This window comes from Frankia sp. CeCAU1, assembly GCF_977971845.1.
Genome location: NZ_CDWWXA010000037.1, coordinates 1 through 23,258, shown reverse-complemented (window position 1 = coordinate 23,258; position 23,258 = coordinate 1). Strand labels below are relative to the sequence as shown.

Genomic DNA, 23,258 nt, shown 5'->3' with positions numbered 1-23,258 from the left:
TCGACGAGGTTGCGCTTGCGGGACATGTCGCCCTCGTACATCCCGCCGATCTGCGGGACGGTGTTGTGCGACTCGTCGATCACCAACAGGAAGTCGTCGGGGAAGTAGTCGAGCAGGGTGTGCGGCGGGCTCCCGGCCTCGCGGCCGTCGATGTGCCGGGAGTAGTTCTCGATGCCCGAGCAGAACCCGACCTGGCGCATCATCTCGATGTCGTAGGTGGTGCGCATCCGCAGCCGCTGTGCCTCCAGCAGCCTGCCCTGCCGCTCCATGGTGGCCAGCCGCTCGGCGAGCTCCGCCTCGATGCCGGCGATCGCCCGCTCCATCCGCTCCGGCCCGGCGACGTAGTGCGTGGCCGGGAAGACGTAGATCTCCTCCGCCTCGCGGACGACCTCCCCGGTCAGTGGATGCAGGTAGGTGAGCCGCTCGATCTCGTCGCCGAACATCTCGACTCGGACGGCGAGCTCCTCGTAGACCGGGAAGATCTCCACCGTGTCCCCCCGGACCCGAAACGTCCCGCGGGTGAAGGCGAGGTCGTTGCGGGTGTACTGTACGTCAACGAAGCGGCGCAGCAGCAGGTCCCGCTCGATCTCGTCGCCGACCCTCAGCCGCACCATCCGGTCGATGTACTCCTGCGGTGTGCCGAGGCCGTAGATACAGCTGACGCTCGCGACCACGACGACGTCCCGACGGGTGAGCAGGTTCATCGTCGCCGAGTGCCGTAGCCGCTCCACCTCCTCGTTGATCGAGGAGTCCTTCTCGATGTAGGTGTCCGTCTGCGCGATGTACGCCTCGGGCTGGTAGTAGTCGTAGTACGAGACGAAGTACTCGACGGCGTTGTGCGGCAGCAGCTCCCGGAACTCGTTGGCGAGCTGCGCGGCGAGCGTCTTGTTCGGAGCCATCACCAACGTCGGCCGCTGCAGGCGCTCGACCAGCCACGCGGTGGTCGCGGACTTTCCGGTGCCGGTGGCGCCGAGGAGGACGACGTCGGACTCGCCGGCCCCGACCCGCCGGGCCAGCTCGTCGATGGCGGCAGGCTGGTCGCCCGACGGGGAGAAGTCGGACACGACCTGAAACGGCGCCCGCGTCCGCTCGATGTCGATGGTGGGCCGTTCGAACGTTGTGCTCACGGCTTCTAGCACACCACAGGCCTCCGACAGTTTCCGAATCTCGATGTTGCCGAACTTCGATGTTGCCGAACCTCGGCAACGAAATCGTCGGCAACGAAATCGTCGGCAAAGTCGCGGACTCCCTGCGGTGTCTGCCGGGACGTTGACGGGCAGGCTATGCGTTGAGCATGTATGACACCCGGTCGTGACCGCGGCCCGGTGAAGGCGAAAGGAGCTCTGAGCGGACATGACCACCCACGACGCCACCCGACGGGGACATCTCCCGCCGATCACGGTGCGTCCGGGACTGGCTGTCTCGGTGGCGATCGTCACTGTCCTCCTCTCCGCGATCACGCTGCCGGCCACCGTGCCCGGCCGGCCCGGATTCGCCTACCTGTCCGGCGGTCTGATCGGGGCGGGCTTGCTCGTGGGCGTCCTGCTGGCCGCCGATCTGATGCGGGCCCGGTCGGCCCGTCGGTCGGGGGTGACCGTTCTCGGCATCACCCTCGGCGCCTTCGGGAGCCGGCTGGTCCTGGCCGGTGCGCCCGACCGCTCCGCGGGCGTGGCGGCCGCCCCTCACCCGACAGCCCCTCACCCGGCCGCCCACCAGCCGGCACTCCACGGTATCGATCTCGCGCCGCCGCCCGTGGCGGCCCTCGATCCCACGCCGGGGACGGGCACCCAGGTCGGCACCCAGGTCGAGGCGCGGATCGCGCGGGCCGGCCTGCTCGTCACCGCTGCCGCCGGGGCCCTGCTCGTCGTGCTCGGTGCCCTGGCACCCGCCGGCACCTGGGAACTGGCCGGCGAGGTGGCCCTGTGGGTGGGTACCTTCGCGCTGCTGGTGACCCTCGTTGACGTCCTTCCCTCCCCGCGCAGCTCCGGCGGCCGGCTGATCGCCGCCCGGGTGGAGCGCCGCACCGGCAGTCGTGCGCGCGCCGAGCAGGCCGCGGCCCGCGCCGGCGTGATCACTGGCTGGTCACTGATCGCCGTCGGGGTGGTCGGGTCGTTCCTGGTCGGGTTCGTCGCGCTGTGGGCCGTCCTGCTGGGTTGGTTGGCGCTGGGCACCTCCCGGTTCGCCCAGGCGCAGCAGCGGACCTACGTCGCGCTGGAGGGTCTGACCGTCCGGGACGTGATGAGCCCGCCGCCGCCGCCGTTGTCCGCCTGGACGACCGTCGCAAGCGCGCTGGACGAGGTTGTACTGCCGTCGCGGAGGGCGGTGTTCGGAGTCGAGGACTTCGACGGATCCCTCGCCGGGGTGGCGCTGTTGCGTGACCTCGCCGCAGTGCCGATGGACGATCGAGGTCTCGCCCGGATCAACCGGGTCATGATTCCGCTGGAGATGGTTGCCACCGCCCGTCCGGACGAGCAGCTGACGGACGTCACCGGCCGGCTTCTGGAGCGGCCGGCCGCGGGCTGCGTCGCCGTCATTGGCGCCGCCCCGGATGACGGTCGCCTTCGCCTGATCGGAACGGTGGGCCCGGTGGAGCTGAAGCAGGCGGTGGAGACCGCCCCGCTGCGCGGGCGCGCCACCACGGTCCGCCCCGCCCATCCCGGCGGCTTCTGGCGCTGACCGCCCGCCGCGGCGGGCACCCGACTCCGCTGGAGATCATCTGTGTACGTGCCCCCCTGGGCTTGGGCCGCCTTCGTCGGCGTCCTGCTCACACTCCTGACCATCGACCTGCTGGCACATCGTCGGGCTCACGTCATCGGCTTTCGCGAGGCCGCGTGGTGGAGCGTTCTGTGGGTCTCGCTGGGCATCGGATTCGCCGGTGTCATCTGGGCTTGGCAGGGCCCGGGGCCCGCCGGCGAGTACGCCGCCGCGTGGCTGCTGGAAAAGAGCCTGTCCGTCGACAACCTCTTCGTCTTCGCGCTGATCTTCTCTTATTTCAGGGTGCCTCGCGCCTACCAGCACCGCGTCCTGTTCTACGGTGTGCTGGGAGCGCTTGTGCTCCGTTTCCTGTTCATCGCGGCCGGCATCGCGCTGCTCGAACGGTTCAGCTTTGTCATCTACGTCTTCGGGGCTTTTCTGCTCTACACGGCGGTCACGATGCTCCGGGGCGACGGCGTCGAGATGGATCCGGGCCGGAGCAGGGCGGTCGCGCTGCTGCGCAAGGTCATTCCGGTCACCGACGACTATCAGGGGCAGCGTTTCGTGTTTCGGCGTGCCGGGAAGCTGGTCGCCACGCCGCTACTGGCCGTCCTCGTCGTGATCGAGACCGTCGACGTCCTGTTCGCGTTCGACTCGGTGCCCGCCGCGCTCGGTGTGACCGACAAGGTGTTCCTGGTCTACACGAGCAACGCCCTGGCCATCCTGGGGCTGCGGTCGTTGTTCTTCCTGCTCTCCGGTCTGATGGAACGTTTCCACCACCTGGCGACGGGGCTCGCGTTCATCCTGGCCTTCATCGGCGTGAAGATGTTGCTCACCGATGTGTGGCACCCGCCGATCGCGCTGTCGCTCGGTGTCATTGTGGTGACATTGGTCGTGGCCATCGTCTGGTCGCTGCGCACCACCCCGCCGGCCCCGCGGTCCGTGGCCGAGCCGGGGGGCGTAACCGAGCCGGAGGGGGTAACCGAGCCGGAGGGGGTAACCGAGCCGGAGGGGGTAACCGAGCCGGAGGGGGTAACCGAGCCGGAGGGGGTAACCGAAGGCTCCCAGGCGGTGCCCCGATGACCGGCGGGCGGGTGGCGAACCGGGCCCGGTTCGCCACCCGCCCGGAAACATATCGAGGAATGGTGTCGCGACGCGCCGGGAACGAGGATGCCTGACAGTCCTGGCTCATCGGTTATGCTGGCTCCGGCGGGTACTGCGGTACATTCGGTGCACATCCAGCCGCCGGAACGTATCTCTCTGGCGCGGGCGAGGAGACGCGCGGGCGGGAATACTCGACGTTCCGGGACCGATCGTGTGTACTCGTTCGGCGTGAGTCGTGGTCCTTTCTTGCCGATTCTTCCCGAAATTTCGCAGCTCGTTGCGGGCGCACTAGCCGAAGGCGGATGATGCACAGGCTGTTGGCGGTCGTCGTTTCTCACGGGGGATCGACGTCTCTGTACCGGTTGCTGACCACACTGGATGCCATGGCGGAATGTCGGGTATTTCTGGTAGAAAATGATGGGAAATCCCGGCATGATGCGTTGCCGGACGGTGTGCGCGTGGTCCAGGGGCACGGGAACGTCGGATACGGCACCGCGGTGAACCTCGCTGTCCGCCGTGCCCTGGAGGACGGGCTGCGGCCGGAGTGGATCCTGGTGGTCAACAGTGATGTGACGGTCCCTGCCGACACCGCGATGATGATCCCGAAGCTGCTCGCCTGGGCCCCGTCGTCCGCCGACGTGGTCGGCTTCCCGATCCGCGGCACAGCGGGCGAGCGGGGACGGGCGAGTGCCGTCCTGCCGCGCCCGCGGACGAACGCCTACACGGCGGTACGGGGCGAGAGCGCCGCGGTGGGGAGGTGGCCGGAACTGCGCTATCCGGTCGGCGCCTTCTTCGCCGTCCGCTCGGAGATTTTCCTACGGCTGGGCGGATTCGACCCGTCGTACTGGATGTACTACGAGGAGACGGATCTGTTCGCCCGGTTGCACGCCGCGGGCGGGCGCATCGTCTGGGCGGACGACGCCTGGCCGGTCGTTCATGTGGGCGGGGAGACCGTCGGGCGGTCCGGGCTGCTGTACGCCGAACTCGGCCGGTCGGCCGCCACCTATGCCCGGCGGCACCGTCACGACGTGGGCCGGTCGTGGACCGCGGTGCACGCGGCCCAGTTGACCGTCCTCGCCGCGCGCAAATTGGCCGTGGGCCGGTCGCACGACGCGTTGCGCGCGGTCCGGATCCTCTCCGGACTGGTGAGCGGGCTGGCCCGGCCAGGCTGGGAGCCCGCGGTCAGCTCACGGTGGCACGCCGTCCCGGCCGAGACGCGGCTGCGTCTCGGCCATCTCCGCCCGGTCCCGCGGACGCCGCGGCAGCGGCAGGACGATCTGATCGATGATCTTGCCGACGGCGCCCCCGGCGCCCCCGGCTTCTCTGGCTCCTCTGGCCAGCGGACGTAACGCCAGCATCACCTCGTGCCGGAGGGGGTCTCGGGGGAGTGAGTGCCCGGTGGCGTGAGTGCCCGGTGGCGTGAGTGCCCGCTGGCGTGAGCGCGCGAGCTCGCCGCAGCCGGCCTCACCGCCACCGTCACCAGCCGCGGGCGCGCCATTCCGCCAGGTGCGGGCGTTCGGCGCCGAGGGTGGTGTCGTGTCCGTGGCCGGGGTAGATCCAGGTGGTGTCCGGCAGTGGGCCGAAGATCTTGCGTTCGAGATCGTCCATCAGCGTCGTGAAGGCCTGTTCGTCACCGAACGTGTTTCCAGGGCCGCCAGGGAACAGGCAGTCTCCGGTGAAGAGGTGGGGAGCGGCGGGATCGGCGTCGTAGAGCAGGGCGATGGACCCGGGTGTGTGCCCGACCAGGTGGATCACCCGAAGGGCCGCCGTCCCGACGGCGATCTCGTCCCCCTCGCGCACCTGCCGCGCGGTGGGCACCGGAATGGCCGGGGCATCGTCCGGATGGGCGACCGTGCTGGCCCCGGTGGTGGTGACCACATCTGCGAGGGCCTGAACATGATCATCGTGCCGATGGCTGGTGACCACCGTTGCCAGCCCCGCATCCCCGGCAAGCCGCAGCAGCGTGTCGGCCTCGTTCGCCGCGTCGACGAGCAGCTGCTCCCCGGTGACCGGGCAGCGCAGCAGGTAGGCGTTGTTGTTCATCGGGCCGACGGCGACCTTGGTGATCGTCAGGCCTGGCAGGGTCCGCACGTCGGCCGGACCGCCGACCGTGACTTTCCCGGTGTAGCCGGTGTAGCCGGTGCGGCTGGTGTCGCCGCCGTTGGCGTCGCTCATGATGATCATCTCCGGAGTGGATGGCGCGGATGGGACGGGAACAGGGGATAGCTGCCGGTCGTTACGGTCCGTCGGGTGGCACCGGGAGATCTGACGCCTCTGACGCATCCGAGGTCTCTGCCGGATCCGACGGATTCGTCCGGCTGATGGTTAGGTGGCCGCCCCCGGAAAAGTGTCGGTCCTCATCCGTAGCATGGCCACACTCGCCCAGGTCCGGTCTTACTGAAGATCATGAGGGTTTGTCGATGGCCGATCGTCTTGTCGTGCGTGGCGCGCGTGAACACAATCTCCGTGACGTCGACCTCGACCTGCCCCGCGGCGGGCTGATCGTCTTCACCGGTATGTCCGGGTCCGGCAAGTCCAGCCTCGCCTTCGACACAATCTTCGCCGAGGGGCAGCGGCGCTACGTGGAGTCGCTGTCGGCCTATGCGCGGCAGTTCCTCGGGCAGATGGACAAGCCCGACGTCGACTTCATCGAGGGGCTGTCTCCGGCCGTCTCCATCGATCAGAAGTCGACCTCGCGCAACCCGCGGTCCACCGTCGGCACGATCACCGAGGTCTACGACTACCTGCGGCTGCTCTTCGCCCGCGCCGGCCGCCCGCACTGCCCGAAGTGCGGGCGGCTGATCTCCCGGCAGACCCCGCAGCAGATCGTCGATCGGCTGCTGGAGTTGCCCGAAGGCACCCGCTTCCAGGTGCTGGCCCCGGTGGTGCGTGGCCGCAAGGGCGAGTACGTCGACCTGTTCGCCGAGCTGCAGAGCTCCGGGTTCGCACGGGCCCGCGTCGACGGCACGGTGGTGCCGCTCACCGATCCGCCGAAGCTGGAGAAGCAGCGCAAGCATACGATCGAGGTCGTCGTCGATCGGCTCGCGATCAAGTCGTCAGCGAAGCGGCGGCTCACCGACTCGGTGGAGACGGCCCTGAAGCTGGGCGGCGGGCTCGTCCTGGTTGACTTCGTCGACCGCGACACCGACGATCCCGAGCGCGAGCGGATGTACTCCGAGCATCTGGCCTGCCTCTACGACGACCTCTCCTTTGAGGAGCTGGAGCCGCGGTCGTTCTCGTTCAACTCGCCGTACGGCGCCTGCCCCGAGTGCACCGGGATTGGGACCCGCAAGGAGGTCGACCCGGAGCTCGTCGTGCCCGACCCCACCCTGTCGCTGGCGCAGGGCGCGGTGGCCCCCTGGTCGGGCGGCCACAACAAGGAGTACTTCGAACGGTTGCTCACGGCCCTCGCCGAGGACCTCAGCTTCAGGATGGACACCCCGTGGGAGGGGCTGCCCGAGCGGGCCCGCAAGGCCGTGCTGTACGGCAGCGGCGACACCGAGATCCACGTCGGCTACACCAACCGCTACGGCCGCAAGCGTTCCTACCACACCTCCTTCGAGGGCGTGATCGGTTTCCTGGGCCGCCGGCACCGCGAGGCCGAGTCGGACAGCAGCCGGGAGCGGTACGAGGGCTACATGCGCGACATCCCCTGCCCGGCCTGCCGCGGCGCGCGGCTAAAGCCGGAGTCACTCGCGGTGACGCTGGGTGGCCGGTCGATCGCCGAGGTTTCGGGTCTGGCGATCGGCGAGTGCGCCGTGTTCCTGCGCGGGCTCGACCTCACCGAACGGGAGCGGACCATTGCCGGTCGGGTGCTCAAGGAGGTCGACGCGCGGCTGACGTTCCTGCTGGACGTGGGGCTGGACTACCTCTCCCTCGACCGGGCCGCCGGCACCCTGGCGGGCGGCGAGGCACAGCGCATCCGGCTGGCCACCCAGATCGGTTCCGGGCTCGTCGGGGTGCTGTACGTGCTCGACGAGCCGTCGATCGGCCTGCACCAGCGGGACAACCGCCGGCTCATCCAGACCCTGCTGCGGCTGCGCGACCTGGGTAACACGCTCATCGTCGTCGAGCACGACGAGGACACGATTCGCGCCTCCGACTGGGTGGTCGACATCGGCCCCGGCGCCGGCGAGCACGGCGGTCGGGTCGTCGTCTCCGGGCCGGTCGAGAAGCTGCTCGCCAGCGAGGAGTCGATGACCGGCGCCTACCTGTCCGGGCGGCGGCGGGTCCCGGTGCCCGACATCCGCCGGGTGCCGGCCAAGGGCCGGGCACTGACCGTACACGGGGCCCGGGAGCACAACCTGCGCGACGTCACCGTGTCGTTCCCGCTGGGCTGTTTCGTGGCCGTCACCGGGGTGTCGGGCTCGGGGAAGTCCACCCTCGTCAACGACATCCTCGCCGCCGTCCTGGCGAACAAGCTCAACGGCGCCCGGCAGGTGCCGGGCCGGCACCGCACTGTCAGCGGGCTCGACCACCTCGACAAGGCGGTCCGGGTCGACCAGTCCCCGATCGGACGCACACCGCGGTCCAACCCCGCCACCTACACCGGCGTGTTTGACCACATCCGCCGGCTGTTCGCCGAGACGACCGAGGCGAAGGTCCGTGGCTATCTGCCGGGCCGGTTCTCGTTCAACGTCAAGGGCGGGCGGTGCGAGGCGTGTTCCGGTGACGGCACCCTCAAGATTGAGATGAACTTCCTGCCAGACGTGTACGTGCCGTGCGAGGTCTGCCACGGCGACCGGTACAACCGGGAGACGCTGGAGGTGCACTACAAGGGCAGGAACATCGCCGAGGTGCTCGACATGCCGATCGAGGAGGCGGCGGAGTTCTTCGCCGCGGTGCCGGCCATCGCCCGCCACCTGCGGACGCTGAACGACGTCGGCCTGGGGTACGTCCGGCTCGGCCAGTCGGCGCCGACCCTGTCCGGCGGCGAGGCGCAGCGGGTCAAGCTCGCCTCGGAGCTGCAGCGGCGCTCCACCGGCCGGACGGTCTACGTGCTCGACGAGCCGACGACCGGTCTGCACTTCGAGGACATCCGCAAGCTGCTCGGCGTGCTCGGCCGGCTGGTCGACGCCGGGAACACGGTCATCGTGATCGAGCACAACCTCGATGTCATCAAGACGGCGGACTGGATCATTGACCTGGGTCCGGAGGGGGGCACGGGAGGCGGCCGTGTCGTCGCGCAGGGGTCGCCCGAGGCCGTGGCGGCGGTCGAGGAGAGCCACACCGCGGTCTTCCTCCGGGAGATCCTCAGGGACCAGGTCGCCGAGGTGGGACCGCTCCCGCCCGCTCAGGTCCGCAGCAGGTCCGCGAGGACGGCGTCCAGCTCCTGTTCGGTGTGCTCCTGACCGGTCGGGACAAGCCGCTCGGTGCGGTCCAGGAAGCTGCGCAGCGACGACGCCGCGACCACTACCACGGACTGGCGGTCGCCGTGCACCAAGTCGAGCCGCACGCCGCGCCGATCCGCGTCGGGACCGATCCGGACGTCCCCGTCGCCCACCGCCGTCTCCAGGCCGGCGCGCAGGGTGTCGCGTGGTGCGACCCAGCTGCCCTGCGGCAGCGCGGGATGCTCCGGCCTGGACACCAGCGTCATGGACACGGCCAACGGGTCGCGGGCGCCCCAGCAGATCTGGAACACGGTGATCCGCCCACGGCTGGACGCGTCGTCCACGACGAACTCCGCCGTGACGTCCTTACCAAGCACGCGCTGGCTCCCTCGGTTCGCTTGCCCGATGTCTCGAGGGTCGCAGCCCTCCGCCCCGGACGCCAACGGGGGCCCCCGAAACAGCGGAAGGTGTGTAATCGGTCACGACGCTACCGGGTGGCCGTCGCCGCTCGTTACCCTACCGCCACCACCGGAGGGAACCCGCCGTCAAGCCCGCGCGCTATGCGTGATGAAATGGTTACGTGCAGGTGCTGCTTGCTCGGGATGAAGGTCGCCGTAGGCTCGGTTCATGGCTGATCCGGCGTCCTACCGGCCCGCGCCGGGCTCGATCCCCGAGACACCCGGTGTCTATCGTTTCCGTGACGAGCACGGTCGTGTGCTCTATGTCGGCAAGGCCAAGAACCTGCGGGCCCGGCTGGCCAACTACTTCGCCGAGTTGCACACCCTCCATCCGCGTACGCAGCACATGGTCTCCTCGGCGAGCTCGGTCGACTGGACCGTCGTCTCGACCGAGGTCGAGGCCCTCCAGCTCGAGTACACGTGGATCAAGCAGTTCGACCCGCGCTTCAACGTCCGCTACCGCGACGACAAGAGCTACCCGAGTCTCGCCGTGACCCTCCACGAGGAGTTCCCGCGCCTGCAGGTCATGCGGGGACCCAAGCGCAAGGGCGTCCGGTACTTCGGCCCGTACGCGCATGCCTGGGCCATCCGGGAGACCCTCGATCTGCTCCTGCGGGTCTTCCCCGCCCGCACGTGCTCGGGCGGGGTCTTCAAACGGGCCGCGCAGGTCGGACGGCCGTGCCTGCTCGGGTACATCGACCGGTGCTCGGCACCCTGCGTGGGACGGGTCGACGCGGCCACCCATCGGGAGATCGTCGAGGACTTCTGCGACTTCATGTCCGGGCAGACGGGCCGTTACCTGCGTCGGCTCGAACGGGAGATGCAGCAGGCGGCGCAGGCCCAGGAGTACGAACGCGCCGCGCGGCTGCGCGACGACATCGGCGCCCTGCGCCGCGCGGTCGAGAAGCAGGCCGTGGTCCTGCCCGACGGCACCGACGCCGACGTCATCGCCTTCGCCGAGGACGAGCTGGAGGCCGCCGTCACGGTGTTCTACGTGCGTGGCGGGCGGGTACGCGGCCAGCGGGGCTGGGTCGTCGACAAGCTCGACGAGGTCACGACCGCGGACCTCGTCGAGCAGTTCCTCACCCAGGAGTACCTCGACGGCACGGGAGCGGCCTCGACCGGGACCGCCGGTTCGACGGTGCCCACGACCACCGCGGGCTCCCAGGGGGAGGGCATCCCCCGCGAGATCCTGGTGCCCGCCCTGCCGCCCGATGTCGAGGCGGTCACCGAACTGCTCGGCGCGGCCCGGGGTAGCCGCGTCGAGGTCCGCGTGCCCCGCCGTGGGGACAAGCGCACCCTGCTCGAAACGGTGGAGCGCAACGCCAAGCAGGCGTTCGCGCTGCACCGGACGAAGCGGGCCAGTGACCTCACCGCCCGCAGCCGTGCCCTCGCCGAGCTTCAGGAGGCCCTGGAGCTGCCCGACGCGCCGCTGCGCATCGAGTGCTTCGACGTCTCGAACACCCAGGGCACGAACGTCGTGGCGAGCATGGTCGTGTTCGAGGACGGCCTGCCGCGCAAGTCCGAGTACCGCAGGTTCGCGATCCGCGGCATCGCCGGTCGGGAGGGTGCCGGTCGGGAGGGTGCCGGCCGGGACAGGGCTGCCGGGGACGACGTGGCGAGCATGTACGAAACCATCCACCGGAGGTTCTCGCGCTACCTCGCCGAGCGGTCCCGCATTGGCGACATCGCCGCCATCGGCGAGCTTGGCGACATCGCCGGCGCGCCGGGTGCCGCGCAGCCGATCGATCCGGGGACCGGGCGGCCGCGCCGGTTCGTCTACCCGCCGAACCTCGTCGTGGTGGACGGCGGGGCGCCCCAGGTGGCTGCGGCGGCCCGGGCGCTTGACGAGCTCGGCATCGACGCCGGCCCCGGCGGGGTGGCGCTGTGCGGGCTGGCGAAGCGGCTGGAGGAGGTCTGGCTGCCGGACACCGCGGACCCGGTCATCCTCCCGCGGACGTCCGAGGCGCTCTACCTGCTGCAACGGGTGCGCGACGAGGCGCACCGCTTCGCCATCGCCTACCACCGGCAGAAGCGGTCCACGGCCATGGTGGCCTCCGCCCTCGACGAGGTCCCCGGCCTGGGTGACACCCGGCGCAAGGCCCTGCTGCGCCACTTCGGTTCGGTGGCGAAGATACGGGCGGCGAGTGCCGAGCAGATCGCGCAGGTGCCCGGCATCGGCCCGCGGACGGCGGCGGCGATCGTCACCGCGCTGGCCCGGTCGGCGCCGGGCCGCGCCGACGCGCCCGCCCCCGTCGTCGACCCGCGCACCGGAGAGATTCTCGACACGGAGACCGTCTCATGACCACCCCGACCCTGGATCTGGCGATCATCACCGGGCTGTCCGGCGCCGGGCGCAGCACCGCGGCGAAGTGTCTGGAGGACCTGGGCTGGTTCGTCGTCGACAACCTTCCCCCGGAGCTACTGTCCACCATGGCTGAGCTGGGCCGTCGTTCCGGTGGGGCAATCAGCCGCATCGCCGTCGTGGTGGACGTGCGGGGCCGGCCGTTTTTCTCTGACCTGCGCGCCGCGATCGCGGCGCTCGACGCGCGGGGCATGCATCCCCGGATGCTGTTCCTCGAGGCCAGCGACGACGCGCTGATCCGCCGGTTCGAGCACGTCCGCCGGCCGCATCCGCTGCAGCGCGACGAGCGGGTGGTCGACGGCATCGGCCGGGAACGGATTCTGCTCGCCGAGCTGCGCGGCGAGGCCGACCTGGTCCTCGACACCACCGACCTGAACGTCCACGAGTTGCGGTCGAAGATCGACGCCGCGTTCGGGCAGCCGAACGCCAACCGGCTCAACGCCACGGTGGTGTCGTTCGGGTACAAGTACGGACTTCCGCTGGATGCGGATCTCGTCGCCGACTGCCGGTTCCTGCCCAACCCGCACTGGGTGGAGGCGCTGCGCCCGTTCACCGGCCGCGATCCGCAGGTGCGCGACTATGTGCTGGCCCAGCCGGGAGCGCAGGACTTCCTCGACCAGTACTCGGCGCTGCTCCGCCTGGTCGGCGAGGGCTACGCCCGTGAGGGCAAGCGGTATCTCACGCTGGCCGTCGGGTGCACCGGCGGCAAGCACCGTAGCGTCGCGATCGCCGAGCAGCTCGGCATCCGGCTCGCCGCGGGCGGCGTGGGAGTCCGGGTGGTGCACCGTGACCTGGGACGGGAGTGAACCATCCGTGAACCTCAAGGGCGTAGCCGCGCGCTCCGACGGTCCGGACCGGGCACCGGCGGTCGTCGCCTTCGGCGGTGGCCACGGGCTCGCCGCCTCGCTCGCCGCGCTCCGGCAGATCACCTCGGCGCTTACCGCCGTGGTGACCGTCGGTGACGACGGTGGATCCTCCGGGCGGCTGCGCGCGGAGCTCGGCGCGCTGCCCATGGGCGATCTGCGAATGGCCCTGGCCGCGCTGGCCGGACCGGACGGATGGTCGACCACCTGGGCGGACGTGTTCCAGCACCGGTTCGGCGGCGACGGGCCGCTCGCCGGGCACGCGGTCGGCAACCTCGTGCTGACCGCGCTCGCCGAGCGCGCCGGATCACCGGTGGCCGCGCTCGACCTGGCCGCCACCCTCCTCGGCGTGCGGGGGCGGGTGCTGCCGTTGTCGACCAGGGGCATCGACATCGTCGCCGACGTCGTGGGGCTGGATCCGGCGGCGCCCACCGCCGAGGTCGAGGTGCGCGGGCAGGCCGCGGTGGCCACGACCGGTGGACGGGTCGCGGGTGTCCGGCTGTCGCCGGCGGCACCGCCGGCCTGTCCGGAGGCGGTAACCGCGGCGGCCGCGGCCGACTGGATCATCCTTGGACCGGGATCGCACTACACGAGCATGCTGCCGCATCTACTGGTTCCCGAGATGAACCGGGCGATCGCGACGTCCCGGGCGAACCGGGTGATGGTGTTGAATCTGGCCGCCCAGCCGGGGGAGACCGAGGGATACACCCCCCAGGCCCATCTCCACTCCCTCGGCCGGCACGTTCCCGGCCTGCGGCTGGACGTGGTGATCGCTGATCCGACCGCCGTGCCCGACCCCGATCTGCTCGCCCGGGCGGCGGCGGACGTCGGTGCCCGGCTCCATCTGGCGCCGGTGCGGATCCCCGGCGCGCCCGTGCACGATCCGGTCCGGCTCGCCGCGGCCTTCCGTGCGGTGTTCGCGGGACTCCCGGAGGCGACCTGCCCGACGCCCGCGTCCCGGCGGCCGGTCACGCAGTACTCATCGTCCGGCGGACCGGTCCGCCGGACCCCATCCGGTGAAGCCAAGGAGTGATCGGTGTGGCGGCGATGACGGCCACCGTCAAGGACGAACTGAGCCGGCTGCGGGTCGCGAAGCCCTGTTGCCGGCGGGCCGAGATGGCGGCCCTGCTGCGCTTCGGTGGGGGGCTGCACATCGTCGGTGGTCGCATCGTGGTCGAGGCGGAACTCGATACTGGCGCGACCGCCCGCCGGTTGCGTCGTGAGGTCGCCGAGGTCTTCGGCTTCCCCTCGACGGTGGCCGTGCTGGCCGCCGGTGGGCTGCGCCGCTCGGTGCGCTACATCGTGCGCGTCGAGCGAGACGGCGAGCAGCTCGCGCGGTCCACCGGCCTGCTCGACCAGCGTGGCCGTCCGGTGCGCGGGCTGCCGCCGCAGGTGGTCACGGGCTCCGCCTGTGACGCCGCGGCGGCCTGGCGGGGCGCGTTCCTCGCCCACGGTTCGCTGACCGAGCCGGGTCGGTCCTGCTCGCTGGAGGTGACCTCGCCTGGTCCAGAGGCCGCGCTCGCCCTGGTCGGCGCGGCGCGTCGGCTGGGGGTCCAGGCCAAAAGCCGGGACGTGCGCGGCGTCGATCGCGTCGTCATCCGCGACGGCGACGCGATCGGCGCGCTGCTGACCAGGATCGGTGCGCACGACAGCCTGCTCGCCTGGGAGGAACGGCGGATGCGCCGGGAGGTCCGGGCGACCGCCAACCGGCTGGCGAACTTCGACGACGCCAACCTGCGCCGCTCCGCCCGGGCCGCGGTGGCCGCCGGCGCCCGGGTGCAGGCCGCGATGCGCATCCTCGGCGACGACGCCCCGGAGCACCTGCTGGCGGCCGGCCGGTTGCGCATCGAGCACGCGCAGGCCTCCCTGGAGGAGCTGGGCGCGCTCGCGGACCCGCCGCTGACCAAGGATGCGGTCGCCGGCCGGATCCGCCGGCTGCTGGCGCTCGCCGACAAGAGGGCCAACGCGCTCGGTATCCCCAACACCGAGGCGAGCGTCTCCCCGGATCTCCTTGAGAACGCCTGAGCAACAGCGGCCCAGGTCAGGCCCAGACATTTCATACCTGCAAGTCATACCCGCAAGTGGACTACTGGCCCAGTAGCACCATCGGGATCGGATGGCTCTTCGGGGCTCTTCGGGGTGGGGTCCGCCCCGTGGGACGCCCGCCTGGGCGGTTCGGCCGGCGTCAGCGCGGGTCCACGGGATCTGCCGGCCCCCGGCCCTGCGCGGAGGCGCACCGGCGGTGCGGCAGCGCAGCCATGTGATGGGATGTAGTTTCCGGGTGGGGCGTGCCCGCACCGTGTGAGGAGACCAACATCGCACGGTTCGGATTCCCGCCGATGATGTGCAAACTCGTTAGGCTCCTGCCTCGACAGCGCCACATGAACGACAGCGCCACATGAACGACAGCGCCACATGAACGACAGCGCCACATGAACGAGAACGTCACAACCGAACGACGACGTCGCGATGGAACGACGGCGTGACTATCGAAACGACGAGACAAGACGGTAGGGAGTCCTGGACGTGGCTACGCGGGTGGGTGTCAACGGCTTCGGGCGAATCGGTCGTAACTTCTGGCGGGCGCTCGCGGCGAGCAACCGGAACGATCTTGAGATCGTCGCGGTCAACGACCTGACCGACAACAAGACTCTCGCGCATCTGCTCAAGTACGACACCACGCTGGGTACGCTGTCCGCTGCGGTCAGCGTCGTTGACGAGGGTATCCGCGTCGGTGACGCCGTGATCAAGGTGCTGGCCGAGCGCGACCCGGCGGCGCTGCCCTGGGCCGATCTGGGCGTGGACGTCGTCATCGAGTCCACCGGCCGCTTCACCAAGGCGGCGGATGCGGGCAAGCACCTGCAGGCGGGTGCCAAGAAGGTCATCATCTCGGCGCCGGCCAAGGACGAGGACATCACTGTGGTGATAGGCGTGAACGACGACGCCTACGACCCGGCCAGGCACCACATCCTGTCCAACGCATCCTGCACGACGAACTGCGTCGCGCCGATGGCGAAGGTGCTCGACGAGGCCTTCGGTATCAGCCAGGGGCTGATGACCACCATCCACGCCTACACCAACGACCAGGTCATCCTGGACTTCCCGCACTCGGACCTGCGGCGGGCGCGGGCTGCGGCGCAGAACATCATCCCGACCACCACGGGTGCGGCGAAGGCCACCGCGCTGGTCCTGCCCCACCTCAAGGGCAAGCTCGACGGACTGGCGATGCGGGTGCCGGTCCTCGACGGCTCGGTCACCGACCTGGTGGCCACCCTGGACAAGAAGGCCAGCAAGGAAGAGGTCAACGCGGCGTTCAAGGCGGCGGCGGAGGGCCCGCTGAAGGGCTACCTTGTCTACACCGAGGACCCGATCGTCTCCTCTGACATCGTCAACACCCCGGCGTCCTGCACGTTTGACTCGCTGCTGACGATGTCCGCCGGCAATCAGGTGAAGGTCGTCGGCTGGTACGACAACGAGTGGGGCTACTCCAACCGGCTGGTCGACCTGACCGCGCTGGTCGCCGCGCGCCTCTAGGCCCGCGCGCCGCCGGCCGGTGAAACCCGTCGGGCGGCGCCGGTCCTCCCCGGCCGTTCCTCCCGACCGGGCCGGAGAGGATCCTCTCCGGCTCTTCCTCGACAATTTCTCTCCCCAATGGAGTAACGAAGCGTGAGGACGATCGACGACCTGCAGGTCGCCGGGCACCGAGTGCTGGTCCGCAGCGACCTGAACGTGCCGCTGGATCGTTCCGGTGACACCCCGCGCATCACCGACGACGGCCGGGTCCGCGCCAGCGTCCCGACCATCTCCGCGCTGCTGGACCGGGGCGCCCGGGTGGTCGTGAGCTCGCACCTGGGCCGGCCGAAGGGCGAACCGGACCCGAAGTACTCCCTGGAGCCGGTGGCGGGTCGGCTCGCCGAGCTGCTGGGCCGGCCGGTGGCGTTCGCCGGCGACGGCAGCGGTGACATCGCCGGTGCGCATGCCCGCGAGGTGGTCGCCGGGCTCGGGGACGGCGAGGTGGCCCTGCTGGAGAACCTGCGCTTCGCAGCCGGGGAGGCCAGCAAGGACGCGGCGATCCGCGCGGCCTTCGCCGACGAGCTGTCGGCGCTCGCCGAGTTCTACGTCGGGGACGCCTTCGGCGCGGTCCACCGGGCCCATGCCAGCGTCGCCGACGTCCCGAAGCGGCTGCCGCACGCCGCGGGTCGGCTCGTGCTTACCGAGCTGGAAGTGCTCCGCCGGCTCAGCAGCGACCCGGCGCGTCCCTACAGTGTCGTGCTCGGCGGGTCCAAGGTGTCCGACAAGCTCGGCGTGATCCGCGCGCTGCTGCCCAAGGTCGACGCGTTGCTCGTCGGCGGGGGGATGTGCTTCACCTTCCTGGCGGCGCTCGGTCACGGGGTCGGCGGGTCGCTGCTGGAGAGCGAGATGATCGAAACGTGCAAGGAGCTGCTCGCCGAGGGCGGGGAGCGGATCGTGCTGCCGACCGACGTCGTCGTCGCGGACAGGTTCGCCGCCGACGCGGACACCGCCGTCGTCGCGGCTGACGCCATCCCCGCCGGCTGGCTCGGGCTCGACACCGGCCCGGCGTCGACGGAGCTGTTCGCCGCGCGGCTGGCCGGAGCGGCCACGGTCTTCTGGAACGGGCCGATGGGCGTGTTCGAGCTCGCGCCGTTCGCCGCGGGCACCCGGGGGGTGGCCGAGGCGGTCGCCGCCGGCAAGGGGTTCTCCGTCGTGGGTGGCGGCGACTCCGCCGCGGCGGTCCGCACGCTCGGCATCCCGGAGGATGCCTTCAGCCACATCTCGACCGGCGGCGGCGCGAGCCTGGAATACCTGGAGGGCAAGACGCTGCCCGGGCTCGCGGCCCTCGATGTCTGATTTCCGCGGGACGTCCGGCCTCCGCGGGACCTCCGGGGCCGGGGCCGGCTGATGGCCCTGCTGGGCCGGGGAAGATCTGAGCGAGGTTCCGACAGGGGATCCGGGAAGAACAGGGGATCCGGGAAGAACAGGGGATCCGGGAAGGACGAGGACGGCGTGGGCAAGGACAGGTCGGTGAAGGGCGCTGCCGGTTCAAAGGGCGCCGCCGGCGTCAAGGGCACCGGCCGACGGACGCTGGTAGCCGGCAACTGGAAGATGAACCTCAATCACCTCGAGGCGATCGCGCTGGTGCAGAAGATCGCCTTCGATCTCAAGCCCGCCGAGCTGGAGACCGTCGAGGTCGTTGTTCTCCCGCCGTTCACCGATCTGCGCAGCGTGCAGACCCTGGTGGACGGGGACAAGCTCGCCATCGCCTACGGGGGGCAGGACCTCTCCCCCTACGCGTCGGGTGCGCACACCGGTGACATCAGCGGGGCGATGCTGGCCAAGCTCGGCTGCGACTACGTCGTCGTCGGGCACTCCGAGCGCCGGGCCGACCACCACGAGGACGACGCGCTGGTGGCGGCCAAGGCGAAGGCGGCCTTCTCCGTGGGGCTCACCCCTATCCTGTGCGTGGGGGAACCCGAGGAGATCCGGGCCGCCGGCACCCAGGTCGAGCACGTGCTGCGTCAGCTCGAGCGGTCGCTGGCTGGCATCACCGCCGAGCAGGCCGCGACGATCGTCATCGCCTACGAGCCGGTGTGGGCGATCGGCACTGGCCGCACCGCCTCCGCGCAGGACGCCCAGGACATGTGCGCGGCGGTCCGCGGCCAGCTGGCCAGGCAGTACGGCGATGAGATCGCCGCGGGGATCCGTGTCCTCTACGGCGGCTCGGTGAAGGCAGCGAACGCCGGCGAGCTGTTCACCATGCCGGACGTGGACGGCGGGCTGGTCGGCGGGGCGAGCCTGGTCGCCGAGGAGTTCGTCGGCATCGTGCGCAGCGGGCCGCCGGCCTGACGGCGGACGCGTCCGTACACTCGCCTACCGCGCACTCGCCCTGCCGCCGGCCGTCCCGGTGCCGGACCACCGGACCAGGCGAAGCACTGTCGGTGAGAGCGGATACTGTTGCGTGGCGACGTGTCCGGCCCGCCCGATCCCCTCAAGGCGTGCCGGTTCCACCCACGTTGCTGGAAGGCCGAGGAGGTGCGTAGGACGGTGGAACCGCCCTTGTCGGAGGTTCGGCCTGGGCACCGAGCGGCCTGCCACTTCCCCGAGGAGCGGGAGCTGGTCTAGATGACGATCGGTCTGTCGATCGCCCTGATTGTCGCAAGTATTCTGATGATCATGCTTGTGCTGTTGCACCGAGCCAAGGGAGGCGGGCTGTCCACCCTGTTCGGCGGCGGCGTGTCCTCGTCGCTGGGTGGGTCCTCGGTTGTGGAGAAGAACCTCGACCGGTTGACCATCGCTGTTGGGATCATCTGGTTCACCTGCATCGTCGGTCTCGGTCTGCTGCTGAAGAATTGAACGCCCAGTTCGGCCCGCGCCCTGGTCCCGGCCGCGGGAGTGGTCGCGGCCGTGGAGGCCGGCTGCCTCGCCTCGTGTCCGTGCTCGCCACGGTCCTGCTCGCCACGGTCCTGGCTGCCACGGTGACCGCCTGCAGCGGTGGCTCGGGGGACGGATCGCGTGAGCTCGCTGCCAGTCCCACCCCGGCGACGACCACCACGCCCCCTCCGTCCGGCAAGCCGGGCGGCACGCTGCGGATCGTCACCCAGTGGATGCCCAGTGGCGATCCGGGCTGGGCCGACCAGCCCGGCGAGCGGGCGGTCAGCCGGCTCGTGACCCGCCAGCTGTACAGCTATCCCTCCGACGAGGACACGACGAAGTCGACCATCCCGCGGCCGGACCTCGCCGTCGGCGCGCCGGTCGTCACCGAGAACGGGCTGGTCTACACGGTGCGGCTGCGTCCCGCGGCGCGCTGGGACACCCCCAACCAGCGCCGGATCACTGCCAACGACGTCGCCCGCGGCATCAAGCGACTGTGCACGCCCCCGAACCCGTCACCGCTGCGCGGCTACTTCACGGCGACCATCGTCGGATTCCGGGAGTTCTGTGCCCAGCTGGCGGCGACCCCGGTTGCCGACGCCGCGGCCTTCGTCGAGAGCAGCACCGTGGAGGGCATCGAGATCGTCGGCGACGACACGCTCGCGTTCCACCTACTGGCCCCGGTAAACGACTTCGTGGACGTGCTGGCGCTGCCGGCGGCCTCCCCGGTGCCGCTGGAGGCCCTGGCCTACCCGCCGGACTCGCTGGAGTACCTGCACAACCTGGTCTCGGCCGGGCCGTACCGGTTCACGGTCGCCCCCGGCGACGGGTACCGGCTGTCGCGCAGCCCATCCTGGAGCGCGTCCTCGGACGGGATCCGCCGTGCCCTGCCCGACCATATAACGATCTTCGACGGCCTGAGTCCGGAGGCCATGCAGCAGGAGCTGGAGAGCGGCGACGCGGACATGTCGCTCGACGGGAAGATACCCGACAGCCGGGCCGTGGAGCTCGCCAGGGCGAACGACCCCCGTCTCGTGGTCGACGGGGTCGGGGTCACCCTGGCGCTCACCGTCGGGTTCAACGGGCCCTCCGCGGCCGCGCTGCGTGAGCTGTCGGTCCGCCGGGCGCTGCCCTACTGCATCGACCGGGTGAGCCTCGCGGCAGCGCTCGGCGGCCCCGAGTTCGCAGCTGCCGCCACCGGGTTGCTGCAGGAGACGATGACCGGCTACACCGACGCGGATCCCTTCCCGAGCCCGGCGGGACTCGGCGACGCGGCCCGTTGCCGGGAGGCGCTGAGCCACACCCCCGGCGGACCCGTCACGGCGCTGTCCCTGCTCACCACGGACAGCGCCACCGACGTGGCGGCCGCCGAGGCACTGCGGACCGCCTTCGCCCGTTCCGGTATCCGCCTCGACATCCGGATCCGGACCGGCGAGCGCTACCGCGCGGCAGCCGTCCACCCCACCGGGCAGTTCTGGGACCTGGCGCTCACCACTATCGCCCCGGACTGGTACGGCGACGCGGGCCGCACCGTCTTCCAGCCGTTGCTGGACGAGACGTGGGCCGGCCCCAGGCCGGCCGACGGCGGCTACCGGGATCCGGGCGCCCTGCATCTGCTCGTCACGGCGCTGCGGGCCACCAGCGAGGCGACCGCCGCGAACAACTGGGCCGACCTGGAGCACACGGTGGTCGGGCAGGTCGCGGTGATCCCGCTGGCCGTCGTGCACACCCCGCAGTTCCACAGCACGGACGTCACCGCGTTCACGATCGTGCCGTCGATCGGCACCGCCGATCCGACCGCGGTCTCGCTGGGGTCCGGATGACAGCCGACCTGCACACGCTCCTCCCACCGGGGGTAACGCCAGGGGTAACCAGGCGGGGGTGGCCGGTGCATCCATGGGTGGCTCTCGCGGCCTACACTCCCTCCAGGACGTACCCGGAGGAACATCCAGGGAAAAGCGCCGGGAACGTCAGGTTTACGAAACCGGGTACGAGTTTTCGCGGCACTCGAGGCCACGAAATCGGCAGGCACGGTTTCCGTGCTACCACCCATGGGACGAGACGAAGGAGCACGCGGGCCGTGGCAGGTGGCAACGCCATCCGGGGGAGCCGGGTCGGGGCAGGACCGATGGGAGAGGCGGAACGGGGCGAGACCGCGCCCCGGCAACGTATCTCCTTCTGGTGCGCTAACGCGCACGAGACGAGACCGTCGTTCGCTGCGGACGCGGCGATCCCCGACACATGGGATTGTCCGAGCTGTGGTTTTCCGGCGGGACGGGATCGGGACAACACCCCGGCCCCGCCGCGCACCGAGCCGTACAAGACCCATCTCGCCTACGTGCGGGAACGACGGAACGAAAAGGACGGCGAGGCGATCCTCGCCGAGGCGCTCGCCAAGCTTCGGGGCGCATCCTAGCCCGGCCCGGCCTGGCCCGACCCCGGCGGCGACCGTCGGCGCACGCGCGCCCCGCCCCCGCAGCCGTTGCGCCGTCGCCGAGGATGCCCCTGTGACTGTGGATGGTGTCGGCATCGGCCCGCTCGTCGCCGGGCGGTACCGGCTCGTCGAACGGATTGGCTCCGGTGGGATGGGCACCGTGTGGCGGGCCCACGACGACGTGCTCCGGGTCGAGGTGGCGATCAAGGAGATCCGGGTCTCCGCCGACCTCGACGACGACGAGCGTGCCGCCGGAGTGGAGACGGCGATGCGCGAGGCCCGCAATGCCGCCCGGCTGCGGGGGAACCCACACGTGGTCACCGTCCATGACGCCGTGGAACACGACGGCCTGCCGTGGATCGTGATGGAGCTGGTCCGGGCCGGCACACTCGCCACGACGGTCAACCGGGACGGTCCCCTACCGCCCGAGCGTGCCATCCAGGTCGGGCTCGCGGTCCTCGACGCCCTGGTCGCGGGTCAGCGGATGGGCGTGCTGCACCGGGACGTCAAACCATCGAACATCCTGCTGGCCGACGACGGCCGGGTGCTGCTGACCGACTTCGGCATCGCCACCCACGCCGCCGACCCGACCCTCACCGGCGGCATCGGCAGCGGCGGGACGCCCGCCTACATGGCGCCCGAACGCCTCCTCGGCGGCCCCGCGACTCTGGCCGGCGACCTGTTCGCCCTCGGCGCCACCCTCTACTTTGCCGTCGAGGGGGTCTCACCGTTCCAGCGCGACACGCTGCCCACCACTATCGGCGCCGTGCTGCACGCCGATCCGCCACCCTTCCTCCGGGGCGGCAGGCTGTCGGCAGCGATCGCCGGGCTGCTGGCCAAGAACCCGGCGAGCCGGCTGCGCGCGGAGGGAGCGCAGGCGTTGCTGACCTGGGCCGCGTCCCACCCAGCCGATTCCGTCCCGGTATCTCCGGTATCTCCGGTACCCCCGGCCGCGTCGTTGCCGCCGTCCCCGGCGCCGGACGCGGTGATCCGGCGCCGGACCGGGTCGCGACCCGTGCCGTTCCCGCCGGCCTGGCCAGGGACGGCGCGGCCCCCCGGCGCGGTCGGGTGGGTCCGGCGGTGGCGGGCACCCCGGCTGATGGCCGGGGCGATGATCCTCCTGGTGCTGCTCGCCGCCGTGGCCGCCGGGGCGTACCAGCTGTTCGGCGCGGACGACGGCGGCGACGGCGACCGGCGTCGTGCCTCGCCGCCGACGGTCGCCACGCGGGATCCGGCGGGGGTCGGGTCGCAACCGGGCGCCGAGGCTGGCGAGGCGCTGCCCCCGGGCATGATCGGCAGTTGGAGCGGATCGGTGACGCAGGCGTTCGTGCACTTCAACGCCGAGCTGGTGCTGCGGGGCGGCCGGATCGGCGAGGTGATCGGCACGAGTGCCTACCCGGAGAGTGGATGCGCAGGCGAGCTCGTGCTGCGGGGGGTGTCCGGCGCCTCGGTCCGGCTCGAGGAACGTCTCACCCGGGTCGGGGCGTTGTGCTTCGCCGCCACCTGGCTGGACCTCGTGCTCCACGGCGACGGCACGCTCGGCTGCTCGTATCCGGCGACCGAGATCAGTTCGGCGGGGCAGGCGACCATGCGCCGCTCGGCGCCCCCCGTGTCCCCATC

The 23,258-nt window shown here is 70.9% G+C and carries 18 protein-coding genes; 15 read left to right on the top strand and 3 right to left on the bottom strand.

Annotated elements, in window-relative coordinates:
• On the bottom strand, positions 1–1,127 hold a 1,127-nt coding region (locus AC08OO_RS09405), incomplete at its 3' end, for a DEAD/DEAH box helicase family protein (protein ID WP_476618423.1).
• 226 nt (positions 1,128–1,353) lie between these two features.
• Here AC08OO_RS09405 and AC08OO_RS09400 point away from each other — a divergent pair.
• The 3 genes from AC08OO_RS09400 (at position 1,354) to AC08OO_RS09390 (ending at position 5,147) form a co-directional block, all read left to right on the top strand.
• Positions 1,354–2,676 carry a peptidase M50 gene (locus AC08OO_RS09400; protein WP_476609590.1) on the top strand — a complete coding sequence of 441 codons (1,323 nt, stop codon included), beginning with the start codon at positions 1,354–1,356 and terminating at the stop codon, positions 2,674–2,676.
• Between the two features lie 42 nt (positions 2,677–2,718).
• Entirely contained in the window at positions 2,719–3,777 is a 1,059-nt protein-coding gene (locus AC08OO_RS09395; RefSeq protein ID WP_476618422.1) for a TerC/Alx family metal homeostasis membrane protein, read from the top strand.
• A 326-nt stretch (positions 3,778–4,103) separates the two neighbouring features.
• On the top strand, positions 4,104–5,147 hold the full coding sequence (locus AC08OO_RS09390; RefSeq protein WP_476609597.1) for a glycosyltransferase family 2 protein: 1,044 nt from the start codon (positions 4,104–4,106) through the stop codon (positions 5,145–5,147).
• 127 nt (positions 5,148–5,274) lie between these two features.
• Here AC08OO_RS09390 and AC08OO_RS09385 read toward each other — a convergent pair whose 3' ends face one another.
• Positions 5,275–5,973 (bottom strand): MBL fold metallo-hydrolase, encoded by a 699-nt coding sequence (locus tag AC08OO_RS09385; protein ID WP_476609589.1) that lies wholly within the window; start codon positions 5,971–5,973, stop codon positions 5,275–5,277.
• Between the two features lie 245 nt (positions 5,974–6,218).
• Here AC08OO_RS09385 and uvrA point away from each other — a divergent pair, with 245 nt between their 5' ends.
• Positions 6,219–9,149, top strand: a complete 2,931-nt coding sequence (gene uvrA / locus AC08OO_RS09380; RefSeq protein ID WP_476609588.1) for an excinuclease ABC subunit UvrA — start codon at positions 6,219–6,221, stop codon at positions 9,147–9,149.
• Here uvrA and AC08OO_RS09375 read toward each other — a convergent pair.
• Positions 9,092–9,505, bottom strand: a complete 414-nt coding sequence (locus AC08OO_RS09375) for an SsgA family sporulation/cell division regulator (protein WP_011436071.1) — start codon at positions 9,503–9,505, stop codon at positions 9,092–9,094. The two genes, uvrA and AC08OO_RS09375, sit on opposite strands and share 58 nt — an antisense overlap.
• A gap of 250 nt (positions 9,506–9,755) precedes the next feature.
• On the opposite strand from AC08OO_RS09375, the gene uvrC reads away from it, so the two are divergent.
• The 11 genes from uvrC to AC08OO_RS09320 form a co-directional block, all read left to right on the top strand.
• Entirely contained in the window at positions 9,756–11,891 is a 2,136-nt protein-coding gene (uvrC, locus tag AC08OO_RS09370) for an excinuclease ABC subunit UvrC (RefSeq protein WP_476609587.1), read from the top strand.
• The gene (gene rapZ, locus AC08OO_RS09365) at positions 11,888–12,757 is read left to right on the top strand and encodes an RNase adapter RapZ (RefSeq protein ID WP_011436073.1); all 870 of its coding nucleotides are present in this window, start codon (positions 11,888–11,890) and stop codon (positions 12,755–12,757) included. Before uvrC ends, rapZ begins: the two co-directional genes overlap by 4 nt.
• A 7-nt stretch (positions 12,758–12,764) precedes the next feature.
• A complete protein-coding gene (locus AC08OO_RS09360; protein WP_476609586.1) occupies positions 12,765–13,847 on the top strand; it encodes a gluconeogenesis factor YvcK family protein in 1,083 nt (360 codons plus the stop codon).
• A 5-nt stretch (positions 13,848–13,852) separates the two neighbouring features.
• A complete protein-coding gene (gene whiA, locus AC08OO_RS09355; RefSeq protein WP_011436075.1) occupies positions 13,853–14,839 on the top strand; it encodes a DNA-binding protein WhiA in 987 nt (328 codons plus the stop codon).
• Between the two features lie 501 nt (positions 14,840–15,340).
• A complete protein-coding gene (gene gap / locus AC08OO_RS09350) occupies positions 15,341–16,348 on the top strand; it encodes a type I glyceraldehyde-3-phosphate dehydrogenase (protein ID WP_476609585.1) in 1,008 nt (335 codons plus the stop codon).
• Between the two features lie 132 nt (positions 16,349–16,480).
• A complete protein-coding gene (locus AC08OO_RS09345; RefSeq protein WP_476609584.1) occupies positions 16,481–17,683 on the top strand; it encodes a phosphoglycerate kinase in 1,203 nt (400 codons plus the stop codon).
• A gap of 51 nt (positions 17,684–17,734) precedes the next feature.
• Entirely contained in the window at positions 17,735–18,679 is a 945-nt protein-coding gene (gene tpiA / locus AC08OO_RS09340) for a triose-phosphate isomerase (RefSeq protein ID WP_476618421.1), read from the top strand.
• Positions 18,680–18,955: 276 nt separating this feature from the next.
• On the top strand, positions 18,956–19,186 hold the full coding sequence (gene secG / locus AC08OO_RS09335) for a preprotein translocase subunit SecG (protein ID WP_011436079.1): 231 nt from the start codon (positions 18,956–18,958) through the stop codon (positions 19,184–19,186).
• 74 nt (positions 19,187–19,260) lie between these two features.
• Positions 19,261–21,027, top strand: a complete 1,767-nt coding sequence (locus AC08OO_RS09330) for an ABC transporter substrate-binding protein (protein WP_476609582.1) — start codon at positions 19,261–19,263, stop codon at positions 21,025–21,027.
• A gap of 257 nt (positions 21,028–21,284) precedes the next feature.
• On the top strand, positions 21,285–21,620 hold the full coding sequence (locus AC08OO_RS09325) for an RNA polymerase-binding protein RbpA (RefSeq protein ID WP_011436081.1): 336 nt from the start codon (positions 21,285–21,287) through the stop codon (positions 21,618–21,620).
• 91 nt (positions 21,621–21,711) lie between these two features.
• On the top strand, positions 21,712–23,258 hold a 1,547-nt coding region (locus AC08OO_RS09320), incomplete at its 3' end, for a serine/threonine-protein kinase (RefSeq protein ID WP_476618420.1).

What these genes read in the sequence shown, in the direction of transcription:
- AC08OO_RS09385 (WP_476609589.1), bottom strand. Translation starts at nt 5,973, where the DNA reads ATGAGCGACGCCAACGGCGGCGACACCAGCCGCACCGGCTACACCGGC.
- uvrA (WP_476609588.1), top strand. Translation starts at nt 6,219, where the DNA reads ATGGCCGATCGTCTTGTCGTGCGTGGCGCGCGTGAACACAATCTCCGT.
- secG (WP_011436079.1), top strand. Translation starts at nt 18,956, where the DNA reads ATGACGATCGGTCTGTCGATCGCCCTGATTGTCGCAAGTATTCTGATG.
- rapZ (WP_011436073.1), top strand. Translation starts at nt 11,888, where the DNA reads ATGACCACCCCGACCCTGGATCTGGCGATCATCACCGGGCTGTCCGGC.
- uvrC (WP_476609587.1), top strand. Translation starts at nt 9,756, where the DNA reads ATGGCTGATCCGGCGTCCTACCGGCCCGCGCCGGGCTCGATCCCCGAG.
- tpiA (WP_476618421.1), top strand. Translation starts at nt 17,735, where the DNA reads ATGGCCCTGCTGGGCCGGGGAAGATCTGAGCGAGGTTCCGACAGGGGA.
- AC08OO_RS09390 (WP_476609597.1), top strand. Translation starts at nt 4,104, where the DNA reads ATGCACAGGCTGTTGGCGGTCGTCGTTTCTCACGGGGGATCGACGTCT.
- AC08OO_RS09400 (WP_476609590.1), top strand. Translation starts at nt 1,354, where the DNA reads ATGACCACCCACGACGCCACCCGACGGGGACATCTCCCGCCGATCACG.